This is a genomic window from Streptomyces sp. NPDC053048, from assembly GCF_044547045.1.
Taxonomy (GTDB): domain Bacteria; phylum Actinomycetota; class Actinomycetes; order Streptomycetales; family Streptomycetaceae; genus Streptomyces.
Window position 1 is genome coordinate 113,697 of sequence record NZ_JBITZS010000013.1, and the last position, 17,563, is coordinate 131,259.

Below are 17,563 nucleotides of genomic sequence, written 5' to 3' on the forward strand. Positions count from 1 at the left end.
GGGGGCCGGGCGGGCTGTCAGACCGCTTGGGCGGCCTCGGCCGCTTCCGGCAGGTGGACGGCGAGTTGGTCGGTGAGCTCCATCACCTGGGCGACCTCGCCGAATTCGCGGGCGGCGTTGTCCACGGTCTTGCGCAGGCGGTTGTTGACCCGCTCGGAGCGGACCTGCTTGGCGATCCTGAGCGCCTGGGCGGCGAGGACCGTGGACTCCTCGGGCTCGCGTTCCATCAGGTGCACGGTGGCCATGCCGATGAGGTTGAGCGCGTACGACCGCTGGTGCTCGCTGTCCTGCGCGAACAGCTCGACGGCCCGTTCCATCTTGGGCCGGGCCAGCGAGGCGTAGGTGGGGCTGCGCCCGGCGACATAGGCCAGGTCGCGGTAGGAGTGGGCGTTCTCGGCGTTGAGCTCGGCCTCGGAGAAGAAGCGGATCCAGTCGGGGTCGCCGTCGCCGGCCGCGCAGTCGGAGAAGCAGTCCTCGGCCATGCTCACCGCGCGCTTGACCTTGGCGGGCTGGCCCATGTTGGCGTAGGCGCGGCCCTCCATCGCATACAACATGGCCTGGGTCCGGGAGGTGGCCGATTCGCGTGAGCCGTACTGCCCGAGGTGGATCAGCTCCAGGGCGTCGTCCGGCCGCCCGAGGTGGATCATCTGGCGGCTCATGCTGGAGAGGATGTACGAGCCGAGGGGGCGGTCGCCGGCCTCCTTGGCGGCGTGCAGGGCGAGCACGAAGTACTTCTGGGCGGTGGGGTGCAGCCCGATGTCGTAGCTCATCCAGCCGGCCAGCTCGGCCAACTCGGCGGCGACCTTGAACAGGCGCCGGGAGGTCTCCTCGGGCTGCGGCTCCTGGAGCAGGTCGGTGACCTCGTGGAGCTGGCCGACGACGGCCTTGCGGCGCAGCCCGCCGCCGCACTGGGCGTCCCACTGCCGGAACATCACGGTGGTGGACTCCAGCAGCTCCAGCTCCGGGGTGGACAGGCGCGACCGGCGGGGGCGGTCCCGGTCGGCGGCGGCCTTCTCGCGGCCGGTGGGGCCGGGCACCAGCCAGCGCTGCATGGGTTCGATGAGGGCGGGCCCCGCGGAGAGCGCCAGCGAGGTCCCGAGGAAGCCCCGCCGCGCCAGCATCAGGTCGCTGCGGGAGAACTCGCTGAGCAGCTCGACGGTCTGGGGGCCCGCCCAGGGCAGGTCCACGCCCGACACGGACGGTGACTGGTGCGCGGCCCGCAGCCCGATGTCCTCGACGCCCACCACGCAGCCGAAGCGCTCGGAGAACAGCTCGGAGAGGATTTTGGGAATGGGCTCGCGGGGATTCTCGCCGTCGAGCCAGCGGCGCACCCGGGAGGTGTCCGTGCTGATGTGGTGTGCGCCCAACTGGCGCGCCCGGCGGTTCACTTGCCGCGCCAGCTCGCCCTTCGACCAGCCGCTGCGAAGGAACCAGGAGTTCAGCTGGTCGTTCGGGCGTTTCGACGAGGACTCGGCCCTCTCGGCACCGCCGGTACCGCTGACATTGCCGCCCACGGGAACGCCCCCATCCGAAACTCTGCAATCAACTGCTCACAGCATCCGCGGCGCGCCAGGAATCGCGTCCGCGCGTGAACCGCCAACAGCCTGCCGCTCGTTGCGGGCCGCTTGTCCGGCCGGGTTCATGTACCGAAAGTAATCCTACGATCACCGCTCACGCGAGAGCAGTCCAGTAAACGCCACCATTCGCCACCCCAACGAATGAACCCCTTCGTCCCTCGTCGCGATTGACTTGACACGGAACATCCGCAGCAAAACCCACGGAGAGGTGGATTGTTGTGCGCCACGGCGCACGGTCCGCCGCGCACAACCCGTCGCACACCGTCGCGCCGCCACGGAGCAGAGGTCCGCGACCGTACGTGTCCGAGACACTCCGACACGTAACCATCTGCGAGCACGACCCGTTGGAGGGGGCATGGGCTTCACAATCGGCGGCATCCGGGACCTGCGCTCGAGCTCTCGGCGCCGAGGCCGCGCATCCGAATCCGTGATGACGGTCGCGGAGTACACCGGCCTGTGGGGGTGGGACGTCGTCCCCGGCGCCCGTGCCTCCCGCGGCGGCCGGCCGGCGTGCTCCTGCGACGCCGCCGACTGCCCCTCCCCCGGGGCCCATCCCCTCTCCTTCGCCGCCGCCGTCCCTGCGGGGGCCACGCTGGACGAGGCCGCGGCCGCCTGGAGCGAGGTCGCGGGCGCGTCCGTGCTGCTGCCCGTGGGGCGCTCGTTCGACGTACTGGAGGTCGCGGAGGCGGCCGGCCGGCACGCGCTGGCGCGCCTGGAGCGGATGGGCGTGCCGCTGGGCCCGGTGGCCCTCACCCCGCACGGACGCGCGCTGTTCTTCGTCGCCCCCGGCGCCGCCGCCGAACTCCCCCAGCTGCTCTACCGGATGGGGTGGGACGACGCCCGCCTCGATCTGCGCGGCCTGGGCCGGGGGGACCATGTGACCGCGCCGCCGTCCGACTTCGCCGGGCTGGGGCCGATGCGGTGGCTGCTGCCGCCGACGCTGGACACGGCGGGGCGCCCCCCGGAGGCCCGGCTGCTGCTGGGCACGCTGGCGTACGTCTGCCACCGGTCGGCCGGGACGGCCTAGCCGACCGGACGGAGAAGGCCCCGGAGCAGCCGCAGGGCTGCTCCGGGGCCTTCTCCGTCCGGTCCCGCGTTCTTCTCGGCTCAGTCGCCGATCAGGGCGTCCACGAACGCCTCCGGCTCGAACGGCGCCAGGTCGTCGGCGCCCTCGCCCAGGCCCACCAGCTTCACCGGGACGCCCAGCTCGCGCTGGACGGAGACGACGATGCCGCCCTTGGCGGTGCCGTCGAGCTTGGTCAGGACGATGCCGGTGATGTCCACGACCTCGGCGAAGACGCGCGCCTGCACCAGGCCGTTCTGGCCGGTGGTGGCGTCGAGCACCAGCAGCACCTCGTCGACCGAGCCGTGCTTCTCCAGGACGCGCTTGACCTTGCCGAGCTCGTCCATGAGACCGGTCTTGGTGTGCAGGCGGCCGGCCGTGTCGACGAGGACGACGTCCGCGTTCTCGGCGATGCCCTCCTTGACGGCGTCGAAGGCGATCGACGCCGGGTCGCCGCCCTCGGGGCCGCGCACGGTGCGGGCGCCGACGCGCTCGCCCCAGGTCTGCAGCTGGTCGGCGGCGGCGGCGCGGAAGGTGTCCGCGGCGCCGAGGACGACGGACTTGCCGTCGGCGACGAGCACGCGCGCGAGCTTGCCGGTGGTGGTGGTCTTGCCGACGCCGTTGACGCCGACGACCATGACGACGCCGGGCTTCTCCTCGCCGTTGACCCCCACGCCGGGCTCGGTGTGCACCGCGCGGTCGAACTCCTTGCCGAGGAGCGTGACCAGTTCCTCGCGGAGCAGGTTGCGCAGCTCCTCGGGGGTGCGGGTGCCGAGGACCTTCACGCGCTCGCGCAGCCGCTCGACCAGCTCCTGCGTCGGCGCGACGCCGACGTCGGCGGTCAGCAGGGTGTCCTCGATCTCCTCCCAGGTGTCCTCGTCGAGGTGCTCGCGGGAGAGCAGGGTCAGCAGACCCTTGCCGAGGGAGTTCTGAGAGCGGGAGAGCCGGGCGCGCAGCCGCACCAGGCGGCCGGCCGTGGGCTCCGGAACCTCGATCTCGGGCTCGGCGGGCGCGGGGGCCGCGGTCTCCGGCTCGACGACGGGTGCGGGCTCCTCCTCCGGGGCCGGGGCCTCGGCCGGCGGGAGCTCCACTTCTTCGACGGTGCGGCGCGGCTCGGCGCGCGGGGTCTCGGCCTCCTCGCCGACGTGCGGCTCGGCGGGCGGCGCGGTGACGGACGGGGTGCTCGGCGGAGCGGGGGGCAGCTGCGCCTTCTTCTTTCGGCTGCTGACCACGAGCCCGCTGATCGCGCCGAGCGCGACCACAGCGATGACTACGGCAAGGATGACGATTTCCATAACGCCACCAGTATCGGACACCGGGGCGCGCGGGCGCTGCGCCGCGATGCGGACGCGGCGCCCGGCGCTGTCCGCGGGGCGTTCTCGCGCTTTCTTGTGGTTTCCCACAAGGACGAATGGCCCTAACCGGCCAAAGTTAGATCAAAGTACGATGGCGTGGGCTCGCGCGACGCGCGTAGAGTCCCAACGTCACTTTCTGCCCAGGCCCCGCCCTGTTTCACCCCGCTCGGAGCCCCCTCTATGCCCCCCACCATGGACAACGCTGCCAACGGCGCCAACGTGTCCAGCCCTGATGACGCCGCGGGCGCCATCGAGACCCGCGGCATCGAACCCGTCCCCGACCACGAGCGGCACGGCCGGGTGCGGGAGCTCTTCCCGACCTGGGTCGCCGCGAACATCAGCGTGCTGCTGCTCACCATGGGCGCGGCGCTGGTGGTCTTCAACGCGCTGAACTTCTGGCAGGTCCTGATCGTCGCGGCGTGCGCCGCGGTCGTCTCCTTCGGCCTCGTCGGCGTGCTGTCCGTGTCCGGCAAGTGGGGCGGCGCCCCCGGCGCGATGCTCTCGCGCGCCACGTTCGGTGTACGCGGGAACCTGTTCCCCGGCGCCATCCTGTGGGTCGCGCGGTTCGGCTGGGAGACGATCAACGCGGTCACCGGCGCGTACGCCGTGCTGACGGTGCTGGATCTGCTCCTCGGCGTGAAGAGCAACAACGTGCTGATCGTCATCACGCTGTTCGTGTTCGTCGCGTGCACGTTCCTGGTGAGCGGCATGGGGCGCAAGGCGCTCAACGTCTGCAACAAGTGGTCGACGTACCTGTTCGGCGTCTTCAGCGTGCTGGTGCTCGGCTACCTGATCGCCAACATCGAGTGGGACGACGTCTTCTCCAAGCCGGCCGGCACGACGGCGATGATGATCGCCGGTATCGGGACCATCGCCGCCGGCGGCATCAGCTGGGTGCCCACCGGGCCGGACTTCGCTCGGTACCTGCCGCACGCGGCGTCGGGCAAGAAGATCGTGGGCGCGACCGTCTCGGGCGCCGGCCTGGTCATGGTGCCGATGGTGCTCATGGGCGCGGTGATGGCCGTCGCCACGCCGGGGCTCGCCGACGCGCCGGACCCCGTGTCGTTCCTCGGTGACATCCTGCCGACGTGGCTGGCCGTGCCCTACCTGGTGACCGCGATCGTGGGCATGCTGCTGATCAACAGCCTGTCGATGTACTCGGCCGGTTTCACCGCCCAGACCATGGGCGTCAAGCTGCCGCGTGCGATGGCCGTGAGCATCAACGCCGCCATCTCGCTGGTCGGCGGTCTGCTGCTGATGCTGGTCGCCAAGAGCTTCCTGAGCTCCTTCATCACCTTCCTGATCCTGCTGGCCGTCTCGTTCTCGGCGTGGATCGGTGTGTACGCGGTGGACATGGCGCGGCGCCGGGCGCGGGCCGTCCGGTACGACGCCGAGGGGCTGATGGACACCGGTCGCACGAGCCGCTACTGGTACGTGGGCGGCTTCTGCTGGCAGGCGATGACGGCCTGGGGCGTGGCGCTGGTGGCCGGCCTGTGCTTCACGAAGTGCGACTGGTTCACCGGGCCGTTCGCGTCGACGTTCGTGGGTGAGTACGGCCTGGGCTGGGCGGCCACGATCGTGATCTCGGCGGTGCTGATGGCTGTGTTGCCGGTGCCGCGCGAGAGCGCGGCGGTGACCGAGCGCGCGGAGCGCGAGAAGGTCACGGCGTAGCCGCAAATATTGTGAGGGCCCCCTGCGCGGGGGCCCTCTTTGCGTTGTGGGGCGGGGCCGGGTCGGTCTGGGCCGGGCCCTTCTGGGGCTGGATTATTTACGGCCCCGGGTCACGTGTTGAGCTCACCCGGCAGTTCGCCGCAAATAACCCTTACGCCCCTGCCAGGGCCCACCCCAGCCCGCCCCGGCCCCTCCCGCCGCCTGCTACCTGCGGCCCGGTTTGCGGGCAGTCACCCCGCCCGCCGGTTTGTGGGCAATCGTTCCGCAGGGCGGAACGGGTGGGCACAAACCCACCCACCGAGCCGCACCCGAACCCCGTACCGCGCCGCACAACGGAAAAGGGCGTTGCCCCCGGCCAGGAAGCCGGTGGCAACGCCCTTTCGAGGAGAGGGGCGGCGGGGGGGGGGTTAGCCCATCTCCTCCAACGCCTTGCCCTTCGTCTCCTTCACGAACTTCAGCACGAAGGGAATCGAGAGCACGGCGAAGACCGTGTAGATCACGTACGCACCCGACAGGTTCCAGTCCGCCAGGCTCGGGAAGCTGGCCGTGATGGCCCAGTTGGCCACCCACTGGGCGGACGCGGCGACGCCGAGGGCCGCGGCGCGGATGCGGTTGGGGAACATCTCGCCCAGGAAGACCCAGACCACGACGCCCCAGGACAGGGCGAAGAAGAGGACGAAGGCGTGGGCCGCGATCAGGGCGACCGTGCCCTGGGTGGTCGGCAGGGAGCCGTCCGCGGTCTTGGAGGCGAAGGCCCAGGCCTCCAGGGCCAGGGAGGCCGCCATGCCGACGGAGCCGACGAGGGCGAGCGGCTTGCGGCCGACGCGGTCGACGAGGACCATCGCGATCACGGTGCCGACGATGTTGATGATCGACGTGGTGAAGCTGTAGAAGAACGAGCTCGCCGGGTTGACGCCCACCGACTGCCACAGCGTCGAGGAGTAGTAGAACGCGACGTTGATGCCGACGAACTGCTGGAAGACCGAGAGGCCGATACCGACCCAGACGATCGGCAGGAGGCCGGAGCGGCCGCCGAGGAGGTCCTTGAAGGTGGACTTCTGCTCGGTGTTCATCGCGTGCTCGATCTCGGCGACGCGCTTGTCGAGGTCGACGGTGTGACCCTCGACGTCGGCCAGGACCTTCTTGGCCTTGTCGGTCTTGCCGACCGAGATCAGGAAGCGGGGGGACTCGGGGATCGCAAAGGAGAGCAGGCCGTAGAGGACGGCCGGGATCACCATGACGCCGAGCATGACCTGCCAGGCCTCGATGCCCATGAGCTTGCCGCGCTGGTCGCCGTCGGCGACGTTGAGGATGCCCCAGTTGACCAGCTGCGAGACGGCGATGCCGATGACGATCGCGGCCTGCTGGAACGCGCCGAGGCGGCCGCGGTAGGCCGGCGGGGAGACCTCGGCGATGTAGGCCGGGCCGATGACCGAGGCCATGCCGATGGCTATGCCGCCCAGGACGCGCCAGAAGGCGAGGTCGTAGAGCGCGAAGGGCAGGGCCGAGCCGACGGCGCTGATCGTGAACAGCACCGCGGAGATCTGCATCACGCGGATGCGGCCGATGCGGTCGGCGAGCTTGCCGGCCGTGGCGGCGCCGATGGCGCAGCCGATCAGGGCGATGGCGATGACCTGGGCGAGGGCGGCCGAGCCGATGTCGTACTTCCCCCGGATGCCCTCGACCGCACCGTTGATCACGGAGCTGTCGTAGCCGAAGAGGAATCCACCCATCGCCGCGGCCGCGGTGATGAAGATGACGTGGCCGAGGTGATCCGGCTGGGCCTTGCGGCCCTCGGTCCCCTGCGCCGTGGCGGTACTGGTCAACGTGTACTCCTGGAACCCGGCCACGTTGCCGGGGTGGGGGGCGGCCATTCCAGTGGGGCACAAGATCGAAGTGACCACCACATGAAGCCGTAAGCAACGTGGGAGACCCTATGTCTTCATTTTTCGAAGTCAATAGGTTGTGACCAAGATGTTTCCCGTGGGTTTACCGGGTGTTGAGTTCAATAGTTGAAGCTAACGGAGGCGTTGGCTGATCACCTTCGACACTCCGTCGCCTTGCATCGACACTCCGTAGAGCGCGTCGGCCACTTCCATCGTGCGTTTCTGGTGAGTGATCACGATCAGCTGGGAGCTCTCCTGGAGTTCCTTCATGATCCCGATCAGCCGCTGGAGGTTGGTGTCGTCCAGCGCGGCCTCGACCTCGTCCATGACGTAGAACGGGCACGGGCGGGCCTTGAAGATCGCCACGAGGAGGGCGACGGCGGTCAGGGAGCGCTCGCCGCCGGAGAGCAGGGACAGGCGCTTGACCTTCTTGCCGGGCGGACGGGCCTCGACGTCCACGCCCGTGGCCAGCATGTCGTCCGGGTCGGTGAGCACCAGGCGGCCCTCGCCGCCGGGGAAGAGGCGGGAGAAGACGCCCTCGAACTCGCGCGCCGTGTCGTGGTACGCCGCCGTGAAGACCTCCTCCACCCGCTTGTCGACGTCCTTCACCACCTGCAGGAGGTCCGCGCGGGTCTTCTTGAGGTCCTCGAGCTGCTCCGAGAGGAACTGGTGGCGCTCCTCCAGCGCCGCGAACTCCTCCAGGGCGAGCGGGTTGACCTTGCCCAGCTGCTGGTACGCGCGTTCGGCCTGCTTCAGGCGCTTCTCCTGCCCGGCGCGGTCGTAGGGGACGGGCCGGTTGCGCGGGTGGTCCGGGTCCCCGGGCAGTTCCTCGCCCTCCGCCGCGGGTGAGGGGGGCACGGGCTGGTCGGGGCCGTACTCGGCGATCAGGGCGGTGGGCTCCACGCCCAGTTCCTCCAGCGCCTTCGCCTCCAGCTGTTCGATGCGCAGCCGCTTCTCCGCGCCGAGCACCTCGCCCCGGTGGACGCAGTCGGTGAGCTTGTCGAGTTCCGTCTTCAGCTCGCGGGCCCGGTCGCGGCCCGTCGTGAGCTCGCTCTCGCGCTCGGCCTTGGCGGCCTCGGCCGCACGGCGCTCCTCGTCGGCCCGGACCAGCGAGACCTCGACGTGGGCGAGGAGCAGGCGGGCTCCGGCGGCCACGGCCGAGGCGACCTCGGCCTCGTGCCGCAGCCGGGCCCGGCGCTCGGCGGCGCGCTCCCGTGCCTCGCGTTCGGCGCGGGCCGCGCGGTCGAGCCCGTCGGCTCGTCCCGCGAGTCCCTTCATGCGCTCCTCGTGTGTACGGACCTGCAGGCGCGCCTCCATCTCGGTCTGCCGGGCGTTCGCGCCGTCGGCGGCGAGGCGGTCGCGTACGGAGGTGTCGGGCTCGTCGGCGGCGTCCTCGTCGCCGGCCCGTTCCTCGGCGGCCGCCAGCCGGGCGGCCAGTTCCTCGGCCTCCTCGGTGGCGCGCAGGAGCGCCTCCTGGGCGCGGTCGGCGGCGGCCGCCGACCGCTCGGCCTCGCCGGCGGCGGCGCGCGCCTGGCCGGCGAGGCGGCCCAGGGCCTGGGCGGCCTGCGACTTCTCCCGGTCGGCGGCGCTGCGGCGGGCGGCCAGTTCCTCGACGAGGGCGGCGCAGGCGGCACGGTGCTCCTCGGCCTCGCGCCGGGCCGCGGCCAGTTCCCCGCACCGCGCGTCGAGCTCGGTGAGCTCCGCCGCCGCCTCGTCGACGGCCGCCTGGGTCTCCAGGAGGCTGGGGGCTCCGCCGGAGCCGCCCTGGGCGTAGTGGCTGCCGAGCAGGTCGCCCTCGGCGGTGACGGCGGTCAGGCCGGGGTGGGACGTGACGAGGTGTTCGGCGTCCTCGAGGGTGTCGACGACCACGATGCCGTGCAGCAGTCTGCGCACGGCGGGCAGCACCTCGGGGGCGCCGCGGACGAATCGGGCGGCGGACGGAGGGGTGCCGGGCGTGGTGTCCGGGGTGTCGTCGGCCGCGGTGCCCAGGAGCATCGTCGCCCGGCCGGCGTCCTCCTTCTTCAGCAGGCGCAGTGCGTCGGCGGCGGCCGCGGGGCCCGTGACGGCGATGGCGTCGGCGGCGGCGCCCAGTGCGGCGGCGACGGGGAGTTCGTAGCCGGGGGTGACGGACAGGAACGCGGCGGCCGGGCCGAGCAGTCCGCCCAATCGTTCCTTCGCCGACAGCAGGGCCCCGCTGCCGTCCTTGCGGCGCAGGCCCAGGGCGAGGGCGTCGTGGCGTGCGGTAACCGCCGCCCGGCGGCGTTCGGCCTCGGTGGCCGCTTCGCGGGCGGCGTCGAGGGCGCTTTCGGCCGTGGTGAGGGCGGCTCTGGCGCTGTCGTGGCGGGCGGCGAGTTCGGCGTCGTCCGCGTCGGCGCCGTCGGACTCGGCCTGCTGCCGTTCGTACTCCTCCTGAGCGGCCGCGGCGCGTTCGCGGGCCTCGTCGCGGGCGGCCGCCAGGCGGCCGATCTCGGCCTCGGCGGAGGCGGCCCGGCCGCGGGCGGCGGTGACCTGGCCGTGCAGGCGGGCGAGCTGCTCCCGGCGGTCGGCGATGGCGCGGGCCGCGTCGCGCAGGCGGCGTTCCTCCCCGGCGAGGCGGCGTTCGAGGTCGGCGCGGTGCTGGGCGGTGTCCTCCAGGGCCCGGCCTGCGGCCTCCAGGGCGGCCTCGAGTTCGGCCTCCTGCTCGCGGACGCGGGCGGCCTCGCGCTCGAGGTCCTCGGGGTCGCGGCCGGTGCGTTCCTCGGCGGGGGCGGCGGTGGCGCTGGTGACGCGGGCGTCGGCCAGACCGATGGTGCCGCGCACCCGTTCGGCGAGGCGGGAGAGCTCGTACCAGGTCTGCTGGGCCTCGGCCAGGCGCGGGGCGAGTGCGCGGACCTGTTCCTCGAGGGCGGCCTCGCGCTGGGCCGCCGCGCGCAGTTCGGCTTCGGCGGCCTCCTTGCGGGCCTTGAGCGCGGCCTCGTCCGCGATCTCGGAGCGCAGTGCCTCGCGCAGGGTGACCAGGTCGTCGGCGAGCAGCCGCAGGCGGGCGTCGCGCAGGTCGGCCTGGATGACGGCGGCCCGGCGGGCCACGGCGGCCTGCCGGCCGAGCGGCTTGAGCTGGCGGCGGAGTTCGTCGGTGAGGTCCTGGACGCGGGCGAGGTTGGCCTTCATCGCGTCCAGCTTGCGCAGCGCCTTCTCCTTGCGCTTGCGGTGCTTGAGGACGCCGGCGGCCTCCTCGATGAAGGCCCGGCGGCCCGTGGGGTCGGCGTGCAGGACGGAGTCGAGCTGCCCCTGGCCGACGATGACGTGCATCTCGCGGCCGATGCCGGAGTCGGAGAGGAGTTCCTGGATGTCCAGGAGGCGGCAGGTGTCGCCGTTGAGCTGGTATTCGCTGCCGCCGTTGCGGAACATGATCCGCGTGATGGTGACCTCGGCGTAGTCGATGGGCAGTGCGCCGTCGGAGTTGTCGATGGTCAGGGAGACCTCGGCGCGGCCCAGCGGGGGGCGGCCGGTCGTCCCGGCGAAGATGACGTCCTCCATCTTGCCGCCGCGCAGGGACTTGGCGCCCTGCTCGCCCATGACCCAGGAAAGGGCGTCGACGACATTGGACTTTCCGGAGCCGTTGGGGCCCACGACGCAGGTGATGCCGGGCTCGAAGCGCAGGGTGGTGGCGGAGGCGAAGGATTTGAACCCGCGCAGGGTCAGGCTCTTGAGGTGCACGCGGAAGGACTCTACCGGCCGGCCGTCTTCCGCTCCCGTCCCGGCGCGGGCGCTGGCGTGCCGGGCGCGTCCCCCGGTCTTTCCCCGGGTTTCACCCGGGAAGGCGCAGGGCAGATCAGTTGTGAGGGGCGACGGGGAGAAAACGTCGGGTGACCGGCGGGGAAACGACGAAGGGACGCCGAAGCGTCCCTTGCAGCTCTCAAGCGGCTGACAGTGCAGCCCGACCGGCCCCCGGGGCAGGGCACGGGTCAGGCAAGCGCAGGCTCCGCCTGGGATACGTCGATGCTGTCGAGCAGCGAGTCACCGTGAGCGGCGGCAGTCAGCGCGTCGTTCTCGGCCTGCATCCGAATGAGCTCGGATTCGAGGTCCTGGACACGCTGCTGAAGCCGTCGCATCTCGGAGAGGACTCGGGGGTCGGAGCCGCCGACGTAACCGAGAAGCGCCTTTGCCATGATGGATGGTCCTCCACACTGAGTGACCGACCGAAGCGGTGTGGGTCGTGAGGGATTCGCACCCGCGGTGTCTGCCATCACTACTGCGGTGTTTCAATGCCAAACAGCTAAGGTGCGCGGGGCTTCCAGCGTCTCACCAAATGATTGGACGGTCAACACGATCACACCCCGTACCGGTGGGCGTCCCGGGGGTGCGCGCGGTGGATATCCGCGCCGCATTCCGCACCCGGGGTCCAGGGGGCGTAGAGATCATCCGTTGAGAGGCAGCCTTGCACGATGCGGCCGAGTTGGCAACCATCAGGCAATTTCCATCGGCCGCATATGCCAGCGTCATAAGAATCCGCCGATCGTCACCCCCGCTCCCCCTTCGAAACCGAGCCGGAATGCGATTTCCGTGTCATCCGCTCAGCGGATCTCGAAGCCGTCGTAACCACCCTTGGGTGTGTCCCAGATCTCGGTGACGCCGTCCACGCGGCCGGGCGTGTCGCCGGTGCGCAGCCAGTCGAGCAGCTGTTCGCAGCCGAGGCGGGGACCCTCGGCGACGACCTGCACCCTGCCGTCGGAGAGGTTCGAGGCGAAGCCGATCAGATCCCCGATGCGCAATGCGTTGGCCCGGGTGAACCAACGAAAGCCGACACCCTGCACATGTCCACGGACCCACGCCGTGAGACGGACATTCTCGTTCATGTCTGCACGTTAACCGGCCAATTACATAAGCAGCACTTCGGCCCGGCACCTCATGCCGTACAGTCGCGGCCAAATACGGCTCCCCCGTACGAGTGACGCATTTTGACGCCGAACAGCCGAACAGCCGAACACGTGAGGAAGGCAGCGGATGGGTCGCCATCGACGCTCTGCCCGCGCTACCGCTGACGAAGCGGCAGTGAATGCCCGGAAAGCCACGGCGCCCCTGACGAACGAGTCGGCCCCAGCGTACGAGCCGGAGGATCCGGCCGAAGCCGTCACCCAGCCCATCCCCGTCATCCGCACCGGCCCCACGGGCCCCGGGCGTCACCGCAGCCCCCGCCGTCGCGGCGGCGCGGCCAAGAGCGGCACCAAGACCGGCAAGGCGGCCAGGACCGGCAGGGCGGGCACCGCCGGCAAGGTCGTCAAGGCGGTTCCGCCGGCCCGCCGGACCGGGCTGCTGGGCGCCTCGGCCGCCGTGGCGATGGGCGCCGTCGCCATGGTCTCCGGCCTGCTGCCCACCGGCGGGCTGCCGGGCGGCGGCGACGGCCCGGCGGCCGGCGGCGGCAGCGGGCAGATCCTCGCCGACGGCCCGATCGAGGTCCCCGAGCAGCGCCCCCGCCCGTCGGCCACCACCCAGGCGGACCGAGCGCACGAGCAGGAGCAGGAGCGGGAGGAGCGCGCCCGGCAGGCTCGCACCGCCCGGGAGGCGGTGGCGCGGAACGCCCCCGGCCGGGACGAGCGGCAGGACGGGGCGGGGGGACGGGGCACGGAGGAGGCCCGCGTCTCGCGCGGGGCCGGGCGCCCCGCGCCGTCAGCCGCTTCGGCGCCGCCCTCGGCGGTCCCGACGGGGCGGCGGACCGGCTCCGACGAGTGGCCGCACCAGGACGGGCACCACTCCCCCACGGCCGACGGCCCGCATGCGGCGGAGCGGGACGAGGTCGTCCGGGCGGCGGCGCACGGCACGCTGGCCGATCCCCAGTCCGCGGCGGCGCATCTGGTGCTGTCGCTGGTCAACGCGGAGCGGGCGAAGGCGGGCTGCCGGCCGCTGCGGGCCAGCTCCAAGCTGAACCGGCTCGCCCAGTCGATGAGCGACGACATGGCCCGGCGGGGGTTCTTCGACCACACCGACCCGGACGGCCGCAGCCCCTGGGACCGGGCCGCCCGGCGCGGCATCAAGAACCTGGGCGGGGAGAACATCGCGCGCGGCCACCCGGACGCCCACACCGTGATGGAGGCGTGGATGCGCAGCAGCGGTCATCGCGCGAACATCCTCAACTGCGACTACCGGAGCATCGGCGTGGGCGTGCACCACGGTGGCAACGGCCCTTGGTGGACGCAGGACTTCGGCTACTGACCACACGCCGCGCCGACCGGCCGGGCACGCCCTAGGCGGTGCGCGGTGGGCGCTGGCAGCGCGGGCAGAAGTAGCTGGAACGGTTCATCCAGGGCCGACGGCGGATGGGCGTGCCGCAGCGCCGGCAGGGCTCGTCCTCACGCCCGTAGGCGTCCAGCGAGCGGTCGAAGTAGCCGGACTGGCCGTTCACATTGACGTAGAGGCTGTCGAAGCTGGTGCCGCCCGCGGCCAGTGCCTCGTTCATGACCTCGCGGATGTGCAGCAGCAGCTCGTCGGTGCGCGGCCGGGTCAGGGTCGCGGTCGGGCGGTCGTAGTGCAGCCGCGTGCGCCACAGCGCCTCGTCGGCGTAGATGTTGCCGACGCCGCTGATCAGCGACTGGTCGAGCAGCGCCCGCTTGATCGTCGTGCGCCGCCGGCGCAGCGCGGTGTGGAAGGCGGCGTCGTCGAAGGCGGCATCGAGCGGGTCGCGGGCGATGTGCGCGATGACGTCCGGGAGCCCGTCGGGGTCACCGGGCACGGTGTCGTGCAGCGACAGCCCGCCGAAGGTGCGCTGGTCGACGAAGCGGAGTTCGGTGGCCTCGGCGTCGGCGAAGCGGACGCGGACCCTCAGGTGTTTCTCGTCGGGCGAGCCCTGGGGCTGGACGAGGAGCTGGCCGCTCATGCCCAGGTGGGCGAGGACGGCGCGGTCCGGCGCGGCCCCGGCGGCCGGGGGCTCGAGGGGCAGCCACAGGTACTTGCCGCGGCGGCGGGGAGTACCCAGCCGGTGCCCGGTCAGCCCGGCCGCGAAGTCGTCCGGTCCGGCCAGGTGGCGGCGGACGGCCCGGGGGTGCAGGACCTCCACCGCGGCGACCGTGCGGCCGCCGACCCAGCGCTCCAGGCCACTGCGGACGACCTCGACCTCGGGCAGCTCGGGCAACGCACCCCTCCGGAGAATTGACCGATCGCCGGGTGTTCCCGCTTCAGCGGGAACACCCGGCGATCGAGGACGAACGGTGCGTCAGTGGGACGCACCCTGCGCGTCGTCGGCGCCCTCGGCAGCCGCCTTCGCGGCCGCCGCGCGCGCTTCCGCCGCGCTGTTGATGGCGCGCCAGGCGGACTCGGCCGCCTGCTGCTCCGCTTCCTTCTTGCTGCGGCCGGTGCCGGTGCCGTACGCGACACCACCGACGCGGGCAGCAGCCGTGAAGGTCTTCTCGTGGTCCGGTCCGGTCTCGGAGACCAGGTACTCCGGCACGCCCAGGCCCTCGGTGGCGGTCAGCTCCTGGAGGCTGGTCTTCCAGTCCAGGCCGGCGCCGAGGTTCGAGGACTTCTCGATCAGCGGGTCGAACAGCCGGTGCACCAGCTCGGCCGCGGCCTCCAGGCCCTGGTCGAGGTAGACCGCGCCGATGACCGCTTCGAGGGTGTCCGCGAGGATGGACGCCTTGTCGCGTCCGCCCGTGCCCTCTTCGCCCCGGCCGAGCCGGATGAAGGCGCCCAGGTCCAGACCCCGGCCGACCTCCGCGAGCGCGCGGGAGTTGACCACCGCGGCGCGCAGCTTGGCGAGCTGGCCCTCGGGCAGGTCCGGGTGGATGCGGTAGAGCGTGTCCGTGACCACCAGGCCCAGCACGGAGTCCCCCAGGAACTCCAGCCGCTCGTTGGTGGGCAGGCCGCCGTTCTCGTACGCGTAGGAACGGTGCGTCAGCGCACGCACCAGAAGGGCGGTCTCGAGTCTGTACCCGAGCCGCCCTTCCAGAAGCGTGTGAGACGAGGCCGTGTCCGTCGGCGCCGGTTCTTGCCCGCGGTTGCGGGACGGCGTACTGGCGTCTGACATGAAGCCTGTCACCCGCCGATCAGACCGCGAGGACCTGGCGCTTGTTGTAGGTGCCGCAGCTCGGGCACGCGATGTGCTGCTGCTTCGGCTCGTGGCAGCTTTCGCACGCCACCAGGGGGGTGACCGCAGCCTTCCACTGCGACCGGCGGTGGCGCGTGTTGCTGCGCGACATCTTCCGCTTCGGAACAGCCACGGCTACTTCTCCTGTGAGTCATCCCCGTCGGAACGGGGTGCGTTGTCCTTCTCGCCGTCCTGGTCGGAACCGGCGAGTCCCTGCAGTGCCGCCCAACGGATGTCGACGGCGTCGTGGTGGTGGTCCAGGTCGTCCGCCAGCCGCGCTCCGCACTCGGAGCACAGGCCGGGGCAGTCGTCCTGGCACACCGGCTGCAGCGGCAGTGAGAGCACCACCGCGTCCCGCAGCACGGGTTCGAGGGCGAGCAAGTCGTCCTCGAGGAAGAGCATGTCCTCCTCGTCGTCCTCGGCGTCGTCGTCCGCGGCCACGATGCGGCCCCGGGCGTCGGCGTCGGGGTAGGAGTACATCTCCTGGAAGTCCACCTCGAGCTCGCGCTCGATCGGCTCCAGACACCTTACGCACTCCCCGGTGAGCGGCGCACGGGCGGTGCCTGTGACAAGCACCCCTTCCATGACCGACTCGAGGCGGAGGTCGAGCTCCACCGCGGCGCTCTCGGGCACACCGATGACCTCGATACCGAGGTCCTTGGGGGCCGGGACGGAGCGGGAGATCCTCTTCAGCGCGCCGGGACGCCGGCCCAGCTCGCGTGTATCGAACACGAGAGGGTTGCGGGGATCAAGGCGGGCGTTCAGGGCTTCCTGCTTTCTACGCTGCGGTGACGGCGGCCCCCGGGTTCTGACACGCGGCGGGCAGCCTGGATCGCGGACGTACGCGCGACCGAAGAGCCAGGATACTGGACGGCCCGCCGTAGACCCAATCCGGACCCCTGCGGGCCGCGGACGGAAGCCGGGGTCAGCGCCCCTGGTCGTACTGCCCGTACTGCCCGTACTGCTGCTGCCCCGGGTCCTGGGCGGGCCAGGCGTAGGGGTCGGGCTGCTGAGGGTAGCCGCCGGGCACCGCGTACGGGTCCGGCTGGGGCGGGTACTGCGGGTGCTGCTGGTGGCCGTAGGGATCGCCGTACGGCTCCGGCACGTCCTGCGAGTGGTCGGCGGCCGGCGCGTGACTGGGCCAGGCCGCGGGCTGTGGCTCCCGGTCCGTCTCCCGGGGGTCCGCGAGCCCGGCGAGGAAGTCGGCGTCGCTGGTGGGGCGGCCGGCCCGCAGGCCCTCCTGGGCGGCCATGTGGGCGGCCAGCTCGTCCACGGGCCGGCCACCGAGGAGCTTCTCGCGGCCGCGGCCGACGGCCTCGAGGGCCTCGGCGAGCACGCCCGAGGCGGCCCGGAGCCCGGCGTCCGCGTAGGCGTCGGCGTTCCGCCGCTGCCTCGCGGGGTCGGCGCTGCGCTCCGGGGCGCCGTCGTCCGTCCCCCGGTCGTCCTGGAGACGGCCCAGCAGCCTCTCGCGGCCGCGGTCGAGGGAGCCGGCGGCCTTGGTGAGGACGACCTCGAGGTTGGCGAGCTTGCTGTCGACGTAGTCGTCGGACCCGGCGCGGATCTCCTGGGCCTCCCGGTGGGCCCGCGCGAGGATGCGCTCGGCCTCCTCGTGGGAGCGGCGGGCGACCTCGGTGCCGGAGACCAGCGCGCCGCGCTCGGCGCGGGCCGCCTCGAGGATCCGCTCGGCCTCCGCCCGCGCGTCCGCGACCAGCCGCTCCTGGCCGCCGATGACCTCCCGCGCCCGTTCCAGGGAGCCGGGCAGGGCGGCCCGTACCTCCTCCAGCCGGGCCAGCAGCTCCGCCCGGTTCAGCACGCAGGAGGCCGACATGGGCAGCGCGCGGGCGCCGGCCACGGTCGTGACGATCTCGTCGAGCTTCTTCTGGACGTCCACCTCGGCGCTCGCCACTCTCCCGGGACGACGGCAGCAACGGGACGACTGTAGGGCCGGCGGGCCC

14 protein-coding genes are annotated in these 17,563 nt (G+C 72.1%); 3 read left to right on the plus strand and 11 right to left on the minus strand.

The genetic code is table 11. The annotated features are described in order from the left end of the window. Positions 1 to 17 precede the first annotated feature (17 nt). Positions 18 to 1,514, minus strand: coding sequence for a hypothetical protein (locus ACIG36_RS30360; RefSeq protein ID WP_399934783.1), 1,497 nt, complete (start codon positions 1,512 to 1,514; stop codon positions 18 to 20). A gap of 418 nt (positions 1,515 to 1,932) precedes the next feature. On the opposite strand from ACIG36_RS30360, the gene ACIG36_RS30365 reads away from it, so the two are divergent. After that, positions 1,933 to 2,604 carry a bifunctional DNA primase/polymerase gene (locus tag ACIG36_RS30365; RefSeq protein WP_399934786.1) on the plus strand — a complete coding sequence of 224 codons (672 nt, stop codon included), beginning with the start codon at positions 1,933 to 1,935 and terminating at the stop codon, positions 2,602 to 2,604. An 80-nt stretch (positions 2,605 to 2,684) separates the two neighbouring features. Here ACIG36_RS30365 and ftsY read toward each other — a convergent pair whose 3' ends face one another. After that, the gene (gene ftsY, locus ACIG36_RS30370) at positions 2,685 to 3,935 is read right to left on the minus strand and encodes a signal recognition particle-docking protein FtsY (RefSeq protein WP_399934789.1); all 1,251 of its coding nucleotides are present in this window, start codon (positions 3,933 to 3,935) and stop codon (positions 2,685 to 2,687) included. A 252-nt stretch (positions 3,936 to 4,187) separates the two neighbouring features. Between ftsY and ACIG36_RS30375 the strand changes: the two genes are divergently transcribed. Continuing rightward, positions 4,188 to 5,666: a purine-cytosine permease family protein gene (locus tag ACIG36_RS30375; protein WP_399934792.1), complete on the plus strand. Its 1,479-nt coding sequence runs from the start codon at positions 4,188 to 4,190 to the stop codon at positions 5,664 to 5,666. A 407-nt stretch (positions 5,667 to 6,073) separates the two neighbouring features. Here the strand turns inward: ACIG36_RS30375 and ACIG36_RS30380 are convergent, their stop codons facing one another. From ACIG36_RS30380 to ACIG36_RS30395, 4 genes are all read right to left on the minus strand, one after another. Next, on the minus strand, positions 6,074 to 7,492 hold the full coding sequence (locus ACIG36_RS30380) for a sugar porter family MFS transporter (protein WP_399934795.1): 1,419 nt from the start codon (positions 7,490 to 7,492) through the stop codon (positions 6,074 to 6,076). A gap of 192 nt (positions 7,493 to 7,684) precedes the next feature. Beyond that, positions 7,685 to 11,248 carry a chromosome segregation protein SMC gene (gene smc / locus ACIG36_RS30385; RefSeq protein ID WP_399934798.1) on the minus strand — a complete coding sequence of 1,188 codons (3,564 nt, stop codon included), beginning with the start codon at positions 11,246 to 11,248 and terminating at the stop codon, positions 7,685 to 7,687. 248 nt (positions 11,249 to 11,496) lie between these two features. Further along, positions 11,497 to 11,700, minus strand: a complete 204-nt coding sequence (locus ACIG36_RS30390; protein ID WP_399934801.1) for a hypothetical protein — start codon at positions 11,698 to 11,700, stop codon at positions 11,497 to 11,499. A 405-nt stretch (positions 11,701 to 12,105) separates the two neighbouring features. After that, entirely contained in the window at positions 12,106 to 12,387 is a 282-nt protein-coding gene (locus ACIG36_RS30395) for an acylphosphatase (protein WP_399934804.1), read from the minus strand. A 196-nt stretch (positions 12,388 to 12,583) separates the two neighbouring features. On the opposite strand from ACIG36_RS30395, the gene ACIG36_RS30400 reads away from it, so the two are divergent. Then, on the plus strand, positions 12,584 to 13,741 hold the full coding sequence (locus ACIG36_RS30400; protein ID WP_399934807.1) for a CAP domain-containing protein: 1,158 nt from the start codon (positions 12,584 to 12,586) through the stop codon (positions 13,739 to 13,741). Positions 13,742 to 13,772: 31 nt separating this feature from the next. Here the strand turns inward: ACIG36_RS30400 and mutM are convergent, their stop codons facing one another. The 5 genes from mutM to ACIG36_RS30425 form a co-directional block, all read right to left on the minus strand. After that, positions 13,773 to 14,657 (minus strand): bifunctional DNA-formamidopyrimidine glycosylase/DNA-(apurinic or apyrimidinic site) lyase, encoded by an 885-nt coding sequence (mutM, locus tag ACIG36_RS30405; RefSeq protein WP_399934810.1) that lies wholly within the window; start codon positions 14,655 to 14,657, stop codon positions 13,773 to 13,775. Between the two features lie 81 nt (positions 14,658 to 14,738). Further along, positions 14,739 to 15,548, minus strand: coding sequence for a ribonuclease III (gene rnc / locus ACIG36_RS30410; RefSeq protein ID WP_399934813.1), 810 nt, complete (start codon positions 15,546 to 15,548; stop codon positions 14,739 to 14,741). Between the two features lie 19 nt (positions 15,549 to 15,567). After that, positions 15,568 to 15,741: a 50S ribosomal protein L32 gene (gene rpmF / locus ACIG36_RS30415; RefSeq protein WP_362079123.1), complete on the minus strand. Its 174-nt coding sequence runs from the start codon at positions 15,739 to 15,741 to the stop codon at positions 15,568 to 15,570. A gap of 2 nt (positions 15,742 to 15,743) precedes the next feature. Continuing rightward, positions 15,744 to 16,340, minus strand: a complete 597-nt coding sequence (locus ACIG36_RS30420; protein ID WP_399934817.1) for a YceD family protein — start codon at positions 16,338 to 16,340, stop codon at positions 15,744 to 15,746. 193 nt (positions 16,341 to 16,533) lie between these two features. Beyond that, a complete protein-coding gene (locus tag ACIG36_RS30425; protein ID WP_399934917.1) occupies positions 16,534 to 17,499 on the minus strand; it encodes a cell division initiation protein in 966 nt (321 codons plus the stop codon). Positions 17,500 to 17,563: the final 64 nt, after the last annotated feature.